Here is a 16,655-nt window from a genome sequence, read left to right as displayed (position 1 = left end):
TTCGCAGTCATAACACGACCTGCTCCCCTTCCTATCTGCCTGTCCGCAGGCGTCCCTACTGGTGTCGGCCCCGGCATCTGTGTACTATTGCGCCCTTTAAACCCTGCTGGCAAGGCCCGAAGCCTGCTGACAGAATTTTCGGGTTTTTCAGTCTGAAGGCAATGGTTCAGCTGGTGCACTGCGTAAGGCACTCTGTGTTGCATTTTTCGGACTAAACCCCACCCCAGATATTGTTTATTCACGTGCGGAACAGGACGTCAGACTGACCATGAAAACCTCTGAAATACGCCGACGCTTCTTGGATTATTTTATCAGCCAAGGCCACAGCGAAGTCGACAGTGCCCCTCTGATACCGGGCAATGACCCTACGCTGTTGTTTACCAACGCGGGTATGGTGCAGTTTAAAGACGTTTTTCTGGGAACTGATAAGCGCGACTACTCGCGAGCCACGACATCACAGCGTTGTGTCCGCGCTGGCGGCAAACACAATGACCTGGAGAATGTCGGCTATACCGCACGTCACCACACCTTTTTTGAGATGCTGGGCAACTTCAGTTTCGGCGACTATTTCAAGCGAGATGCCATCCGATTTGCCTGGACCTTCCTGACGCAAGAACTGGGTTTGCCAAAAGAGCGACTCTGGGTGACGGTATTTCACGACGATGATGAGGCCGCCGATATCTGGATCAATGAAATTGGCGTGCCGGCCGACCGCCTGTCGCGGCTCGGCGAAAAAGACAATTTCTGGATGATGGGCGATACCGGGCCCTGCGGGCCGTGTTCGGAAATCTTTTATGATCATGGCCCTGAGGTTCCCGGTGGTCCTCCGGGCAGTCCGGATGATGATCTGGATCGCTATATCGAGATCTGGAACCTGGTGTTCATGCAATTTGACCAACTGGAAGACGGTACTCGGGTGCCATTACCGAAGCCGTCTGTCGATACCGGCATGGGCCTTGAGCGACTGGCGGCCGTATTGCAGTCGGTTCATTCAAATTATGAAATTGACCTGTTTCAGCAACTGATTCGCGCGACGATGGACGTGACCGGGTGCAATGATATTGAAAACCGGTCGTTGCGCGTTATCGCCGACCACATTCGATCCAGTGCCTTCCTGATTGTTGACGGTATTGTTCCGTCGAACGAAGGGCGGGGCTACGTGCTGCGCCGCATCATTCGCCGCGCTGTACGGCATGGCCACAAGCTGGGACAGAACGAGGCGTTTTTCTTCCGACTGGTCGATGCGCTGGCTACCGAGATGGGCGCTGCCTACCCGGAGCTGGTGACACTGAAAGATCACGTCAAAAAGGTTCTGCGCCTGGAAGAAGAGCAGTTTGCGCGAACGCTCGAGCATGGCATGCAGGTCCTTGAAGACGGCATCGCAGGGCTTGACGGTAAGGTGTTGCCCGGCGAGCTGGTGTTCCGGCTTTATGATACCTATGGCTTCCCGGCGGATTTGACAGCCGATGTTGCTCGCGAGCGGGATCTTGAGATTGATCAGGCCGGGTTCGACCAGCACATGGAAGCCCAGCGTGATCGCGCCCGCTCAGCCAACAAGTTCAAAATGGATCGCAATCTCGACCTCGGCCTGCCGGGTCAAACCCGGTTTCTGGGTTACGACTCCCTGCTGGGTGAAGGCAAGGTCATCGCCCTGTTGCGTGACAATGAGCGTGTGGAGCGTCTGCATGCAGGCGAGTCGGGCGTTGTGATTCTGGATCAGACGCCATTCTATGGCGAATCAGGTGGCCAGGTGGGTGACCACGGGCAACTGAGTGCCGACGGCGTTGAGCTCAGGGTTGACGACTGCACCAAGTTGCAGGGGCATCATCTGCATCATGCCGAGGTTGTACAGGGCAATATAGCAGTGGGCGATCGCTTGAATGCTACGGTAGCGCGTGAAGAGCGTAGCAACACGGCCCGTCACCACAGCGCCACTCACCTGCTCCATGCCGCCCTGCGAGAAATTCTGGGTGAGCACGTTCAGCAGAAAGGCTCGCTGGTCACCTTCGACAAGCTGCGTTTTGACTTTTCCAATCTGGAACCAGTCACTGCAGAGCAAATCACCGCGATTGAACAGCGTGTGAACGAGCAAATACTGGCCAATACTCCGGTACAAACCGAGCTGATGAGCATTGATGCTGCCAAGGCAGCCGGTGCCATGGCCCTGTTTGGTGAAAAATACGACAGCGAAGTCCGGGTGCTGAGCATGGGCACCGAAGGCTTCTCCAAAGAACTGTGTGGCGGTACCCACGTCAGTCGGACCGGCGATATTGGCCTGTTCCGCATTGTTTCTGAAAGCGGGATCGCTTCCGGGGTGCGCCGCATTGAAGCGGTTACCGGTCCCTATGCGCTGGCGAGCATGCAACAGCAAGACGCCTTGTTGCAGCAATTGGCAGCGACGCTCAAGTGTTCACCGGATCAACTGTCTGATCGTACTCAGCAGTCTCAGCAGCGTATTCGTGAGCTTGAGAAGAGCCTGGAGCAGGTGAATAACAAGCTTGCTTCAGCCGCAGGCAGTGATCTGGCGGCCAGCGCCCAGAGCATCGGTGGCGTTAAGGTTCTGTCGGCCGAACTGGAAGGGGCTGATGCAAAAACACTGCGCTCCACCATGGATCAGCTCAAGGATAAGCTTGGTACGGCCGTTATCGTTCTTGCGGTAAAGGATGGTGCCAAAGTTCAGATCGCCGCTGGCGTGACCAAAGATACTCTGGGCAAGATCAAGGCTGGAGATCTGGTGAATCATGTTGCCGGCCAGGTGGGAGGCAAGGGCGGTGGTAAGCCGGATATGGCCATGGCCGGTGGCAATCAGCCCGAACACCTCGCTGCCGCACTGGCTAGCGTCGTGCCCTGGGTGACTGAGCATCTTGCCTGAGCATTAATCGCTGTCAGCACGCGGGGCTGTTGCATTCGCGGGGCTGACATTGAGGGGCAGGGTGCGACTAACCCTGTTTAACATACAGCTACTGTTTCGGAACGGGTCCCATGGCTCTGTACGTCCAGAAATACGGCGGCACCTCGGTTGGTACGACTGACCGGATAGAGCATGTCGCTGATAAAGTGAAATCGTTTTGCGATAATGGCCACGATGTGGTCGTCGTCGTATCTGCCATGAGCGGTGAGACCAATCGCCTGCTGTCATTGGCTTCTGCCATTACCGATCAGCCCAACCCGCGCGAGATGGATGTTCTGGTCTCGACCGGCGAGCAGGTCACCATTGCCTTGTTGAGCATGGCGTTGCAGAAGCGGGGCTGTTCGGCCCGGTCCTACACCGGTGACCAGGTGCGGATAGTGACCGACAGTGCCCATACCAAGGCGCGCATCAAGCATATTGATGTCGAGGCAATACAGAACGACCTGAAGACCGGCCGAGTGGTCGTAGTGGCCGGTTTTCAGGGGGTTGATGAGCTGGGTAACACAACAACGCTGGGGCGTGGCGGGTCTGATACCACTGCCGTGGCACTGGCTGCGGCGCTGAAGGCCGATGAGTGCCAGATTTACACCGATGTCGACGGTGTTTACACAACCGACCCCAGAGTGGTCGACAGTGCCCGGCGCCTCGACAAGATTACCTTTGAAGAAATGCTGGAAATGGCCAGTCAGGGATCTAAGGTATTGCAGATCCGGTCGGTTGAATTTGCTGGCAAGTACAACGTTCCGCTTCGGGTTTTGTCGAGTTTCGTCGATGGCCCGGGCACTTTGATTACGCTGGAGGAAGAACAGCCAATGGAACAGCCGGTGATTTCAGGCATTGCCTTTAACCGCGATGAAGCCAAACTGACCGTGTTGGGTGTGCCGGATATCCCCGGTGTGGCCAGTCGCATTCTGGGGCCGGTTAGCGCTGCGAATATAGAAGTGGATATGATCGTTCAGAACGTGGCCGATGATAATTCCACGGATTTCACCTTTACGGTGCACCGCAATGACTTCGAACGTGTCAAGAAAGTGCTCAACGAAGTTGGCAATGACCTGGGCGCGCGTGAAGTCCGCGGGGATGCCAACATTGCCAAGGTCTCTATTGTAGGGGTTGGCATGCGGTCTCATGCTGGCGTAGCGTCGAAAATGTTCGATACACTGGCGGCAGAGAACATCAATATACAAATGATTTCTACGTCTGAGATCAAGGTTGCCGTGGTTATTGCCGAACGTTACCTTGAGCTGGCAGTACGTGCGCTCCATTCTGCGTTTGAGCTGGATGCGCGTGAGCAGAATCGTTAAACCGGTCAGTTATCGGTTTCGATAGCGAAAGGCCTGCATTCCACTGCCCGGAATGTCAGGCTGTAAAGTGCGGATAAAGGCGGGTTCTTGCAGAAATGTGGACGATCCGGCTTTATTTTTAATGTATGTGGTCAATACTCTGATGTGTATTTGTTAAAAGGATGTTGGTCCCCAGGAATGGGCCACCACGGACAAATGGCACAACCAGGAGCTGGATACTGGAAGTTTCCAGAACATTTAGGAGAGTTTAGATGCTTATTTTGACACGCCGTGTAGGTGAAACACTCATGATCGGTGATGAAGTCACTGTGACTGTGTTGGGGGTCAAGGGTAATCAGGTTCGTATTGGTGTGAATGCCCCCAAGGACGTTGCTGTGCACCGTGAAGAAATCTATCAGCGTATTCAGCGGGAGATGGGTCACCCTGAAGGTGAGGATGACCTCTAGCCGGCCAGGGCAGAAGCGTGTTGATGAAATGGAGCTAATCGCTTCATTTTATTGAAGTTTTTCCTTTTCTTTTGCGAAAAACATGATAACATGCGCGCCGTTGTTTGGAGAGATGGCCGAGTGGCTGAAGGCGCACCCCTGCTAAGGGTGTATAGGAGAAATCCTATCGAGGGTTCGAATCCCTCTCTCTCCGCCATTGTTTTCCGTGAAGGCTGAAGGCGTTAAAACCACAAGCCACAGACTGGAAGGCAAGGCGAAAACGGAGACGGTTTCGCCAATCTACGCGCCCGTAGCTCAGCTGGATAGAGTACCTGGCTACGAACCAGGCGGTCGCACGTTCGAATCGTGCCGGGCGCGCCATTACTACCAGTGTCACCAACCTTGTGGTTGCTGATGCAGGCAGGGTGGAATGAGAAAGCAACAGAGTAAACAGCAGGGCTGCGCACCAGCGTAACTTGCTTATAAGCCCTCTCACACCGGTGAGGTAAAACTTCGGTGTTGTACGCGCCCGTAGCTCAGCTGGATAGAGTACCTGGCTACGAACCAGGCGGTCGCACGTTCGAATCGTGCCGGGCGCGCCATTTCTGCTTCCCTCTTGCCGTCAAGTCGTCTGTTTTTTAGTTCAATTGCAACGCTTCCCCTCTGCTTGTTCATTGCCCCTATGCTGATGTTGCTAACGCGACAGGCCGTCATTCGATCAGTCTTCTGTCATGCCCTCAGGGTCTGCTTCCAAGGCTCGAATCAGGGTGTCCAGCGCTGGTAGGGAGCGTTCGGCACGGACTTTGTGCCACAAGCGTTCGGCATCCGGATGCACTGCCCTGAGATGATTAAGCCATTGCTTGAGACGCCCGGCGCAGTATTTTTCTGGCATATCCCGGCGCACCTCACGCCAGAACTGACCAATCAACCCGGCTAAACGCGCCCACGCCATCGGCGTCTCGTCATTGTGACGAATGCGTTGGGCCAGGTCAGGGTGCCGGATGGCTCCGCGGCCCAGCATGATGTCAGGGGTTCCTGCAATTTGACGACATGCCCGGTAATCGGCCGGTGTCCAGACATCGCCATTGGCGATCAGTGGTATGGTTATCGCTTCCCTTATACGGGCGAGTTCGTGCCAGTGAGCCGGGGGCGCATAGCCCTGGGCACGGGTTCGTGCATGAACAGTCAGTTCAGTCGCGCCGGCGTCAGCAATGGCCCTGGCGTTATCGAGCATCAGTTCGGTATCGTCGTAGCCTAGGCGCATTTTAGCCGAAACGACCAGGTGCGCTGGCAGTGCTTCCCGGACAGCTCTTACCACCTGATACAGGGTGTCTGGCTCGCGCAGCAGCACCGCGCCTCCCTGGCTGCGGTTTACCGTTTTGCTGGGGCAGCCGAAATTCAGGTCAATACCATCCGAGCCCAGCGCTATGGCGCGTTGGGCATTGGCAGCCAGGGCGTCCAGGTGGTTGCCAAGGAGCTGAACCCGAACCGGGGTGCCACTGTCCGTCCGACCGCCTTGCAAAAGTTCCGGGCAGACGTTGTAAAAAACACTTTCCGGAAGCAATTGGTCTACGACTCGAACAAATTCGGAGACAACGCGATCGAAGCCGCCCTGAGCGGTTATCAGCCGACGCAGGTAAACATCGGCAAGCCCTTCCATCGGGGCTAGAATCAAGCGCATGCCTGGCTCGCAATCACGGTGTGGTACTCTCAAATTGAGTGAAAAACAACCGCGCAGTCTACCTGAGACCAAGGTCGAATCAAGGCCGAAAATCCCTGTCAATTCAGTATATTGCAACAGTTTGTTGCGAAAGTTGCTGAACTGGCCTCTGTTGCGCCAATTCTCGGATTTGGGGTACCCTACCGTCGCTCGGCGCTGTGCTGCTACCGGCAAAATCAGCCACTATCAACCATTCAGAGACAGAATTCAGACCGGCGGTCAGGGTGCTGAACGCACCGTTGCAGCGGTGGTTTGAAGGGCAACTCTACGGCCGGCCAACAATAAGGATCTCCTGATGTCCGAATTGCTAACAGAAGGGTTTTCGCTCCTGATCATGGGAATGGGTACCGTCTTCGTATTCTTAACCGTTCTGGTGATTGGTACCACCCTGATGTCCAGGATCATAAACCGGTTTTTTGGCCAGCCTGAACCGGAACCCAGAGGCAAGCGGCGACCCGCTGCCGCAGAGGATTTGACTGAACTGGCGGCGGTTGCCGCTGCTGTCAAGGCCGTGCACGGCCACTGACCATTGCCAACCCATTTCACTGAACGCTAAGGGCGATTGCCATGAGTGCTAACAAGAATCCAATCAAGCTGACCGATGTCGTACTGCGCGATGCTCATCAGTCGCTGTTCGCAACCCGGCTGCGCATCGATGACATGCTGCCCATTTGTGAAAAGCTCGACAACATAGGCTACTGGTCTGTTGAATCCTGGGGTGGGGCAACCTTTGATGCCTGCATCCGTTACCTGGGTGAAGACCCCTGGGACCGCATCCGCGAACTGAAAAAGGCGATGCCCAATACCCGTCAGCAAATGCTGCTGCGCGGTCAGAACCTGCTCGGTTACCGTCATTATGCCGATGATGTGGTGGACCGTTTTGTCGAACGTGCTGTGACCAACGGCGTTGATGTCTTCCGGGTATTTGATGCCATGAACGACCCGCGCAATCTACAGCGTGCCATGGCTGCTGTGAAAGCCAACGGAGCGCATGCCCAGGGTACGATCTCGTACACCACCAGCCCGGTTCACAATACCGAGAACTGGGTTCAACTGGCCCGGGAAATCGAAGACATGGGCGCCGATTCACTGGCAATTAAAGACATGTCCGGCATTCTCACGCCCTACGATGCCTTTGAGCTGGTTACCAAGCTCAAAGCGGCGCTGGATATCCCGATCAGCCTGCATTGCCATGCAACCGCAGGTCTGTCGTCGATGACCCTGCTGAAAGCCATTGAAGCCGGTATCGATCATGTCGATACCGCTATTTCTTCCATGTCGATGACCTACGGCCATTCGCCGACAGAGTCGATTGTTTCTGCCTTGGAAGGCACCGACCGCGACCCGGGGTTCGATCTGCTCAAGCTGGAAGAAATCGCCGCTTACTTCCGCTCCGTTCGCAAGAAATACGCCGCCTTTGAAGGCCAGTTGCGCGGTGTTGATTCGCGTATTTTGGTTGCTCAGGTGCCGGGTGGCATGCTGACCAATATGGAAAGTCAGCTGAAAGAGCAGGGCGCTGGCGACAAGTTCGACGCCGTTCTCGATGAAATCCCGAAGGTGCGCAAAGACCTGGGCTACATTCCGCTGGTGACACCAACGTCCCAAATCGTGGGCACTCAGGCCGTGCTGAACGTCTTGACCGGTGAGCGTTACAAGTCCATCTCCAAGGAAACCCAGGCCATTCTCAAAGGCGAATACGGTTCTGCGCCGGCCCCCTTCGACAGCGACTTGCAGGCCAAGGTGCTTAATGGTGGCGAGGCCATTACCTGCCGTCCGGCCGACATGATTGATGACGAAATGGACAAGCTGACGGCCGAGTTGGAAGGCATCGCCAAAGAAAAAGACATTAGACTCGCTGAGGCCGTAGTTGACGATGTGCTGACTTACGCGCTGTTCCCGCAAATAGGACTGAAATTCCTGCAGAATCGTGGCAATGCCGAAGCCTTTGAACCGGTGCCCACCGCTGCGGTGGCCAGCCCGGCCAAAGCAGGCAAGGCTGAGGCGGCAACCTATACCGTCGCCATCAATGGTAAGTCCTACGTTGCCCAGGTTGATGCGACCGGTGGCGTCAGTGTGTCGATCAACGGCAAAACCTATAAGACGGACATCAGTGAGGGCGGGGAAGTCTCCTCGGCGCCCGCTGCGCCCGCCGAAAGTGGAACCGAAGTGCCTGCCCCGCTGGCCGGCAATATTTTCAAGATTCTGGTTCAGCCAGGCGACACCGTTGAAGAAGGCCAGGTGGTGATGATTCTGGAAGCCATGAAAATGGAAACCGAAGTCAGCGCTCCCCAGGCCGGTACCGTTGGGACTATCCAGGTCAAAGAAGGCGACTCGGTGTCCGTTGGCGATACCCTGCTGACGTTGTGAGGGAATAAAGAATGGATAAGCTCACCGTATTATTGGGGCAGTCAGGGCTCGCCAACCTTGGCATCGGTCAGTTGACGATGATCATCATCGGGCTGGTGCTGTTGTACCTGGCGATCAACAAACGTTTCGAACCCTTGCTGCTGTTGCCGATTGGTTTTGGTGCCATTCTGGTAAACATCCCCGGGGCGGGCATGTATGCCGAACCCATCTACGCAGCCGATGGCCATTTGGAAGCGGCGGGTGGTCTGCTGTACTACGTTTACAGCATAGGTATTGAAAGCGGTGTCTTTCCGCTGCTCATCTTTATGGGCGTCGGTGCGATGACCGATTTTGGTCCCATGCTGGCTAATCCGAAGACGCTCTTTCTCGGCGCGGCGGCTCAATTTGGTATTTTCGGTACCATCATCGGCGCGGTCTGGATGTCATCGATGGGCTGGATGGACTTCTCGCTGGCTGATGCAGCCGCCATTGGGATCATCGGCGGGGCCGATGGGCCGACCTCAATCTTCGTCGCCAGTCAGCTGGCACCAGACCTTCTGGGCGCGATTGCAGTTGCGGCATACAGCTACATGGCACTGGTACCTCTGATCCAGCCGCCCATTATGCGGGCGCTGACCACCAAGGCCGAGCGCAAAATCACCATGACTCAGCTGCGGGTTGTGAGCAAACGCGAGAAGATCGTTTTCCCGCTGATGGTCCTAGTGCTGGTGGCCATGTTCCTGCCGTCTGCGGCGCCGCTGCTGGGCATGTTCTGTTTCGGCAACCTGATGAAGGAAAGTGGTGTCGTCGAGCGGCTGAGCGATACCGCCCAGAATGCGCTGATGAACATTGTCACCATCTTTCTGGGGCTGGCGGTTGGCTCGAAACTCAGCGCGGATGCGTTCCTGAACGTCGAGACACTGGGCATTCTGGTGCTGGGTCTGACGGCTTTCTGTGTCGGTACGGCTACTGGTGTGCTGATGGCCAAGCTGATGAACCTGATGAGCAAGACACCGATTAACCCTCTGATTGGCTCGGCCGGGGTATCAGCGGTGCCAATGGCTGCGCGGGTGTCTAATAAGGTAGGCCTGGAAAACAACAACCAGAACTTCCTGCTAATGCACGCCATGGGGCCCAATGTGGCCGGTGTTATTGGGTCTGCAGTAGCAGCTGGTGTGTTGCTCAGTTACCTGGGCTAACCCTGGAAAGCACTGAAAAGGCGGCCACGGGCCGCCTTTTTTTATTCGGGTAGGCCGTCGTGACGCCAGGCGGGCATTCAGCCTTTGAGGCAAGGGGCTGCCAGTGGCATACTGCCCATCGCTGTCTTTGGAATAGGTGTGGCATGGAGATAATCGCGTCATTTTCGACCCTGACCTGGGTGTTCATTGGTGTTATCAGCGTATTGCTGCTGTATTTTCATGGCCCGGTCTATTCCGCTCATACCGCTAACTACACACCTAGTATTCTCACCAGTATTGGCATCTTTGGCACCTTTCTGGGCGTCGCCCTGGGTCTGGCCGAGTTTGATACCGGGTCGATCCAGTCCAGCGTGCCGGCGCTGCTGGAAGGGCTAAAAACCGCCTTCTGGACGTCCATCGCCGGGTTGCTCGGCGCGTTGACCATCAAGTTCCGCTATGCCGTGGCCAGTATGCGTGTGCGTGCCCATCGCGAGGCCAAACAAACCGCGACCATGGACGACCTGGCCTGGCATCTCGAGCGCATTTCCAATCATCTGGCCACAGAAGAAGCAGAGCCGGTCAGTTCCCTGCTGAAGCAACAGCACGATGCCCAGATGGCTCAGCAGAAACAGCTGGAAAGCACCATTCGCAACTACCAGTCGGATATGACCGAAGCCAACCAGCAGGCCTTGCAGCAAGCTATTGGCCATGTAATGCGCGAGTTCAATACGCGAATTGAAGAGCAGTATGGCGAGAACTTCAGGCAATTGAATCAGGCTGTCGGGCAAATGGTTACCTGGCAGAAAGAGCACCGGGAGTCCATAGAGGCGCTGGTAGAGAGTAATCGGCAGAGTGCTGAAAGTGCCAAACTCGGTGCGGAGTCTTTCGAACGGCTGATTCAACAAACCCGATCCTTCACCAGTGTCGCCGAAGACATGGAGGCGTTGTTGTCGACGCTGCAAACGCAGAGCGAAAACCTGCGCGAGTATCTCTCGACTTTCTCCAACCTTGTGGTTGATGCCCAGCAGGGGTTGCCGCAGTTGGAAACCCGTATTCTGCAGCTCACCGAAGGCATGCAGCAACTGGTGGAAACCCAGGGAAAGCAGATGCGAACCCTGCTGGAAGGCTCGGCCACCGATATTCGCGATACCGTTAAAAACGTCAGTGATGTGCTGCTGGAAGGTACTGAGCGAGCCCAGCAGAACATGGGAGCACAGTTGACGCAGTTGCTGGAACGCAACGACAAGCAGATGCAACAGATGGATCAGGCGCTGGAGGCGGAACTGAACCGGGCCATGAAGTCCTTTGGTTACCAGCTGACTGCCCTGTCTGAGAAATTCGTCAACGACTACACCCCGTTGACCGACAAGTTACATGATCTGGTCAGGCTGGCCGAGCAATCGAAATGAGAGACGACGCCGAGCACATCGAACAGGAGGAGCACTGGGTCTCAGTCAGCGATTTGATGGCCGGCCTGATGATGGTGTTCTTGCTGGTGGCGATTGTCTTCATGGTCGATGCAGAAATTGAACGTAACAAAGTCAGTGAAGTGGCGGTGCTCTATGACAGACTGAGAACCCAGTTGTACCAGGATTTGCTGGAAGAGTTTGAGCCGGACCTGGAGCGCTGGGGGGCCGAGGTCAACCCGGACCTGAGCATTCGATTCAACCGCGAGTCGCTGATTTTCGGGCGTGGGGAGAGTGAACTTAGCCCGGCCTTTGAATCCATTCTCGCCGAGTTTTTCCCGCGATACATGCGCATCATCACTGCGGACAGATACCGGGATGATATCGCCGAAGTAAGAATCGAAGGCCATACCTCCAGTGGCTGGCTAGGCCAAACTGAAGATGAGGCCTATATTCTGAACATGGGGCTCAGCCAGGAGCGAACGCGGTCAACGCTGGCTTATGTGCTCAACTTACCGGCGGTCAGCAATCAGCGCGACTGGTTAAAGGAGCACATGACGGCAAATGGATTGTCCTCATCCAAACCCATTACCGACAGTGCGGGCGACGAAGATGGTGAACGTTCACGTCGCGTCGAATTCCGGCTCAGAACCGATGCTGAGAGCCGCATTGCCACCATGCTCGAAGAGCAGGATTTGTAGCGTGGAACTGATTGATTTCCTCGAATTTGAACCCTTCAACCAGATGCGCGAGCGGATGGGAACGGATCAGCTCGGGCAATTTGAACTGTTCGACCCGGACCGCCACCTGACCGGTGACGAGCGCTCGGCATTGGCCCGGCAGGGAATGGCATTGCCCCGGCCTGTGCTGGGGCGTTTGCTTGATCATTGCCTGTGCTATAAAAACTCCCGGGTGGCAATTGCTGTAGACAACGTCCTCCACGTGGCCCGTTGTGATCAATTCCCCGGGCGCGATCAGTACCGGGTAGGAACCAATGCGCGAGCCTTCGAAGGTCAGCCGCTGGTATGCCCGGCTTGCCTGCAGATTCTCAACTACAAGGGGTATGACGAACACAAGGCCCGCAAGGAGCATTATAACCGTCAGGTCGTTGAGCGATTCACGCTGGACGCATTCTGGTCCGACTATTTGCTGTACCCGCTGAACCGGGAGCGCGAAAAAGTGAAGCTGCTCGACCGTTCAGACGATGTGGGCGAACCACAGGGCGTCGCGGACGCCGTATAGAAACACACAACGGCAACAGAAATCTGTTACTACTTACTGTAGCCGCTTTGTTGGCGATCAGGTTGGTGCTCCGTTGCCTGTAGCCGCCAACTTGTTTTTGTACAGCCGATTACATCCAATCTTCAGGGGAAGTACCGATGCCCGTTACCCATTATCACCGGATCCAACCAATTGCCTTACGAGGGTTTCTGGTACTGCTCGCTGGCCTCGTGCTCAGCGGCTGTGCAACCCGGCAACTCCCGTCCAATCTCTCCAGCGCCATTCTAAACAGCGATGACCTGCAAACCGTCGAAGACGGGCTGCCCAGCTATCTGCTGATGATTGATGCATTGGTCGAGACTTACCCCGACAGCGAGCAGATGCAATTGACGGCTGCGTCCCTGAACAGTGCCTATGCCGGTGTGTTTATTCCGCCAGAGCAAACTGAGCGTCGCCGTGCCATGTCGGCAAAGGCGCTGGATTACGCCTTTTCGGCGTTTTGCACCTACGATGACGACGCCTGCGGCCTGCGTGAGGTAAAGCCGGATCAGATTGAGTCAGCACTGTCGCAATGGGATCATCCCGATGACTTACCTTACCTTTACACCCTGGGAACCGCCTGGGCCAGTTACATTCAAAACAACAGCGACGACTGGCTTGCCGTCGCGCAATTGGGCCAGGCCCAGGCGGTGCTTGAGCGCACGGTAGCGATCGAACCCGGGTATGAGCGGGGTACCGCGCTGTTGTATCTGGGGGTGATGAACAGCATTCTGCCGCCGAGTCTGGGTGGCAAGCCAGACGTCGCTCAGGCGTATTATGAGCAGGCGCTTGACGCAGCTGATGGCCAGAACCTGATCATTCAGGTGTATTATGCGTCCCAGTTTGCCCGGTTGGTCTTTGACCGGGAGCTTCACGACCGGCTGCTTCAGGATGCGTTAAGCCGCGATCCGTATGTTGAAGGCCTGACCTTACAAAACCGATACGCCCAGCAACAAGCCGAGCGACTCCTGGCCAGCGCTGATGATTACTTTTAGTCCGTCACCGGCAGAACGCCGGTCGCGGCGACTGATTCGGGGTGCATGCACCCCAGTGAGGACACTATGACACCCATTCGAATGCTGACTGCCGGCATCATCCTGGCTGTTACTGCCGTGATGGCACAGGCCGAAGAATTGAAAATTTCCACCCAGTACCCCGACGGTAATGCGGTATTGAATGAGTTGCGCCGGGCCGGGGAGGCCATTAAGACGCAAACTGAAGGCCGGGTGGATATCCGCTATTACCCCGGTGGAGTCATGGGCGATGATCAGGCGGTCCAGCGCAAGATCCGCATCGGCCAGTTGCAGGGTGCTTTTGTGCAAAGTGGAGCCCTTGCCAGCGCCTTCCGGGATTCCCAGGTGCTCAATGCCCCTTTGTTGTTCCGCGACTACGATGAGGTCGATGCCGTTCGCGAGGAACTGGACAGTGACATTGAACAGGGGTTTGACGAGGGCGGCTGGAAAACGTTTGGTTTGATCGAGGCAGGCTTTGCCTACGGCATGAGCCAGCAGCCCATCAGCTCTATGGATACCTTGAAGGCCCAGAAACTCTGGTTGCCTGCCAACGATCCGTTTTCCGAACAGATAGCCCGGGCCTTTGGCATCAATCCCATTGTGCTGAACATTGGCGATGTGCTGACGGCATTGCAGACCGGTGCCATAGACGCCATCGTTGCGCCGCCCGTAGGTGCCATCACCTTGCAATGGTACAGCCGTGTGGATTACCTGACGGACGCTCCTTTCATGTATACCTACGGCGTACTGGCCCTGTCGGAGCGCGCTTACAGTCGGCTTTCAACGGAGGATCAGGCCATTGTTGAGGCCGAATTCCGCAAGGCCAGCGAGACCATTGATCAGCAGACGCGAGTCGACAACCTGCGGTCATTCGCGGCACTGGAGACGCTGGGGATCGATATCGTCGAACCAAGTAGCGCCGACCGGGCTGCCCTTGAAGCAGAATCAGAAGCGGCCACCCGCCTGCTGATCGAACGCGATCAGTTCTCGGCCGATATCTATCAGAAAGTCAGTGACATCCTGACCCGTCACCGGGATGCGCTGTGACCGTCTGGCGTTTCCTGGACCGATGGATGGCCACGGCTGAGCGAGTCTTGCTGGCGGCCATACTGCTGACCATGATCAGTCTCAGTGTCCTGCAGATTGGTTTGCGAAACCTGGCGGATACCAGCTGGTACTGGATCGACCCATTTACACGCCTGCTGGTGCTCTGGCTGGCCGTACTGGGGGCCATGGTCGCCACCCGAACCGGGGAGCACATTGCCATCGATGCGCTCGGACATTTTCTGAAGCCGCGCACAGCGAGGCTGATGAGTGCTCTGGCCAATGCCTTTGCGGCGCTGGTTACTGGCCTGATGGCGTGGCACGCCAGCCGTTTCGTACTGGATGAATTCCACTATGGGGGTACGACCTTTTCCGGGCTGCCCGTCTGGCCGTTTGAACTGATCATGCCACTTGGGTTCGCCTGGATGTGTTTCCGCTTTGGGCTCAATACTGTTAAACCACCGGTGAAACCTGCGATATGAATGCTCTAGTTTCGGCGCTGCTGGCACTGATTGCCGCTCTCGGCGCGCCTCTGTTTGTCATCATTCTGGCCGCAGCGGCCTGGGGTTTCTGGGTGAGCGGAATCGACCTGATGGTTCTGCCTATCGAGCTCTACCGGCTTACTGAAAATACCCTTCTGATGGCGTTGCCACTGTTCGCCTTTGCCGGTTTCTTGCTCAGTGAGTCGCGCACGGCGGAACGTCTGGTTCGAGTTTCGAGAGCGGCGCTGGGTTGGTTGCCCGGTGGCATGATTCTCATCGCCTTGCTGGCCTGTGCCTTTTTTACCATGCTGACCGGCGGCTCCGGGGTCACTATCGTCGCGCTTGGGGCGCTATTGTTACCGGCGCTGACCCAGGCAGGGTATTCCGAGCGTTTCTCGCTGGGGCTGATCACCACCTCCGGCAGTCTGGGCTTGTTACTGCCACCCGCCATACCGTTGATCCTGTACGGCATTGTCGCTCAGCAAATGGACGTGCAGGGCGTTGATATCCAATCGTTATTTCTGGCTGGATTCATTCCCGCGGTGATCATGATCATCTCGCTCTGGTTACTGGGGCTGTGGCAGCAACGGCACCAGCCGGTGCCACTGACACCCTTCAACCTGCGCGAGCTGGGCAGTGCGGTATGGGAGTCGAAGTGGGAGCTGGGCATTCCGGCTATTGTCATGGGTGGCCTGTTCAGTGGCTGGCTGGTGGTATCGGACATCGCCGCGATCACCGCGCTCTATGTGTTGATTATAGAAGTCGCCGTCTACCGCGAGATACCGTTGCGACGCCTGCCCGCCGTTGCGGCAGAATCGATGAAAATGGTGGGTGGCATTCTGCTGATTCTGGGCGTTGCCCTGGCGTTTACCAATCTGCTCATTGATCTGCAGGTGCCCGCCCAGGTGTTTGACTGGGTCAGTACGCACATCGACAGTCGCTGGGTGTTCTTACTGTTCCTGAATGTGGGTTTGCTGGCGCTGGGCGCAGTACTCGACATTTTTGCTGCCCTGATTATCATTGTGCCGTTGATATTGCCGGTTGCGCTGGAATACGGGATTGACCCTATTCATCTGGGCATTATCTTTGTGGCCAACATGCAAATCGGCTACTTTACACCACCGGTCGGCATGAACCTCTTTATTGCCAGTTACCGGTTCAAACGATCCATCACCGAGCTCTACGTGGCGACCTTGCCGATGATGCTGGTACTTATGGGCGTAGTACTACTGATTACCTATTGGCCCGACATGGTGCTATTTCTGGTAAAATAATCTGCGCTAAACGTTTGACTTAATTGGGAAAATCGCTAAAATGCGCTCCACTTTCGAGGATCACAGAGTGGTTCTTTGGAAGGGGCCGGGAGGCATTGTATCCGAATTGGTGTGGGTGTGTAGCTTTTATGCCCGCAGGGTGCAGCTGGGGCACGAAGTGCCTTGGACTCATCAACCAGAAGTTTGGGCCGGGAGGCATTGTATCCGAATTGGTGTGGGTGTGTAGCTCAGCTGGGAGAGCATCGCCCTTACAAGGCGAGGGTCAGCGGTTCGATCCCGTTCACACCCACCA

General features: G+C 56.1%; 14 protein-coding genes and 4 tRNA genes. 17 read left to right on the top strand and 1 reads right to left on the bottom strand.

Annotated elements, in window-relative coordinates:
- The first annotated feature begins 268 nt into the window (after positions 1-268).
- The 6 genes from alaS (at position 269) to ACHUE7_RS09950 (ending at position 5,242) form a co-directional block, all read left to right on the top strand.
- Entirely contained in the window at positions 269-2,872 is a 2,604-nt protein-coding gene (gene alaS / locus ACHUE7_RS09975) for an alanine--tRNA ligase (RefSeq protein WP_394169817.1), read from the top strand.
- 110 nt (positions 2,873-2,982) lie between these two features.
- Positions 2,983-4,215, top strand: coding sequence for an aspartate kinase (locus ACHUE7_RS09970; RefSeq protein WP_394169816.1), 1,233 nt, complete (start codon positions 2,983-2,985; stop codon positions 4,213-4,215).
- A 251-nt stretch (positions 4,216-4,466) separates the two neighbouring features.
- Entirely contained in the window at positions 4,467-4,661 is a 195-nt protein-coding gene (gene csrA, locus ACHUE7_RS09965; RefSeq protein WP_028670139.1) for a carbon storage regulator CsrA, read from the top strand.
- A 106-nt stretch (positions 4,662-4,767) separates the two neighbouring features.
- Positions 4,768-4,857, top strand: a tRNA-Ser gene (locus tag ACHUE7_RS09960).
- A gap of 87 nt (positions 4,858-4,944) precedes the next feature.
- A tRNA-Arg gene (locus tag ACHUE7_RS09955) sits at positions 4,945-5,021 on the top strand.
- A 144-nt stretch (positions 5,022-5,165) separates the two neighbouring features.
- Positions 5,166-5,242: transfer RNA gene (locus ACHUE7_RS09950), tRNA-Arg, on the top strand.
- Between the two features lie 116 nt (positions 5,243-5,358).
- Here the strand turns inward: ACHUE7_RS09950 and ACHUE7_RS09945 are convergent.
- Entirely contained in the window at positions 5,359-6,321 is a 963-nt protein-coding gene (locus tag ACHUE7_RS09945; RefSeq protein ID WP_394169815.1) for a tRNA-dihydrouridine synthase, read from the bottom strand.
- A 334-nt stretch (positions 6,322-6,655) separates the two neighbouring features.
- Here ACHUE7_RS09945 and ACHUE7_RS09940 point away from each other — a divergent pair, with 334 nt between their 5' ends.
- The 11 genes from ACHUE7_RS09940 to ACHUE7_RS09890 all read left to right on the top strand — a co-directional run bounded on the left by ACHUE7_RS09940 (position 6,656) and on the right by ACHUE7_RS09890 (position 16,655).
- Positions 6,656-6,886, top strand: coding sequence for an OadG family protein (locus ACHUE7_RS09940; RefSeq protein WP_394169814.1), 231 nt, complete (start codon positions 6,656-6,658; stop codon positions 6,884-6,886).
- Between the two features lie 41 nt (positions 6,887-6,927).
- The gene (gene oadA / locus ACHUE7_RS09935) at positions 6,928-8,727 is read left to right on the top strand and encodes a sodium-extruding oxaloacetate decarboxylase subunit alpha (protein WP_394169813.1); all 1,800 of its coding nucleotides are present in this window, start codon (positions 6,928-6,930) and stop codon (positions 8,725-8,727) included.
- An 11-nt stretch (positions 8,728-8,738) separates the two neighbouring features.
- Complete coding sequence (locus ACHUE7_RS09930) at positions 8,739-9,905, top strand: sodium ion-translocating decarboxylase subunit beta (protein ID WP_348477894.1); 1,167 nt, start codon at positions 8,739-8,741, stop codon at positions 9,903-9,905.
- A 143-nt stretch (positions 9,906-10,048) separates the two neighbouring features.
- On the top strand, positions 10,049-11,293 hold the full coding sequence (locus ACHUE7_RS09925; protein WP_394169812.1) for a hypothetical protein: 1,245 nt from the start codon (positions 10,049-10,051) through the stop codon (positions 11,291-11,293).
- A complete protein-coding gene (locus ACHUE7_RS09920) occupies positions 11,290-11,991 on the top strand; it encodes an OmpA/MotB family protein (protein WP_348477896.1) in 702 nt (233 codons plus the stop codon). The genes ACHUE7_RS09925 and ACHUE7_RS09920 overlap by 4 nt, the downstream gene beginning before the upstream one ends.
- A gap of 1 nt (position 11,992) precedes the next feature.
- Positions 11,993-12,532 carry a hypothetical protein gene (locus ACHUE7_RS09915; RefSeq protein ID WP_394169811.1) on the top strand — a complete coding sequence of 180 codons (540 nt, stop codon included), beginning with the start codon at positions 11,993-11,995 and terminating at the stop codon, positions 12,530-12,532.
- 137 nt (positions 12,533-12,669) lie between these two features.
- Positions 12,670-13,545: a TRAP transporter TatT component family protein gene (locus ACHUE7_RS09910; protein ID WP_394169810.1), complete on the top strand. Its 876-nt coding sequence runs from the start codon at positions 12,670-12,672 to the stop codon at positions 13,543-13,545.
- A gap of 66 nt (positions 13,546-13,611) precedes the next feature.
- The gene (locus ACHUE7_RS09905; RefSeq protein WP_394169809.1) at positions 13,612-14,610 is read left to right on the top strand and encodes a TRAP transporter substrate-binding protein; all 999 of its coding nucleotides are present in this window, start codon (positions 13,612-13,614) and stop codon (positions 14,608-14,610) included.
- The gene (locus ACHUE7_RS09900) at positions 14,607-15,089 is read left to right on the top strand and encodes a TRAP transporter small permease (RefSeq protein WP_394169808.1); all 483 of its coding nucleotides are present in this window, start codon (positions 14,607-14,609) and stop codon (positions 15,087-15,089) included. The genes ACHUE7_RS09905 and ACHUE7_RS09900 overlap by 4 nt, the downstream gene beginning before the upstream one ends.
- Complete coding sequence (locus ACHUE7_RS09895) at positions 15,086-16,363, top strand: TRAP transporter large permease (RefSeq protein ID WP_348477901.1); 1,278 nt, start codon at positions 15,086-15,088, stop codon at positions 16,361-16,363. The genes ACHUE7_RS09900 and ACHUE7_RS09895 overlap by 4 nt, the downstream gene beginning before the upstream one ends.
- A 216-nt stretch (positions 16,364-16,579) precedes the next feature.
- Positions 16,580-16,655, top strand: a tRNA-Val gene (locus tag ACHUE7_RS09890).

Origin of the sequence: Saccharospirillum alexandrii (genome assembly GCF_043641555.1) — a bacterium.
GTDB lineage: Bacteria > Pseudomonadota > Gammaproteobacteria > Pseudomonadales > Natronospirillaceae > Saccharospirillum > Saccharospirillum alexandrii_A.
The sequence above is the reverse complement of the archived record's forward strand: the minus strand, read 5'-3'. Positions and strand labels throughout refer to the sequence as shown.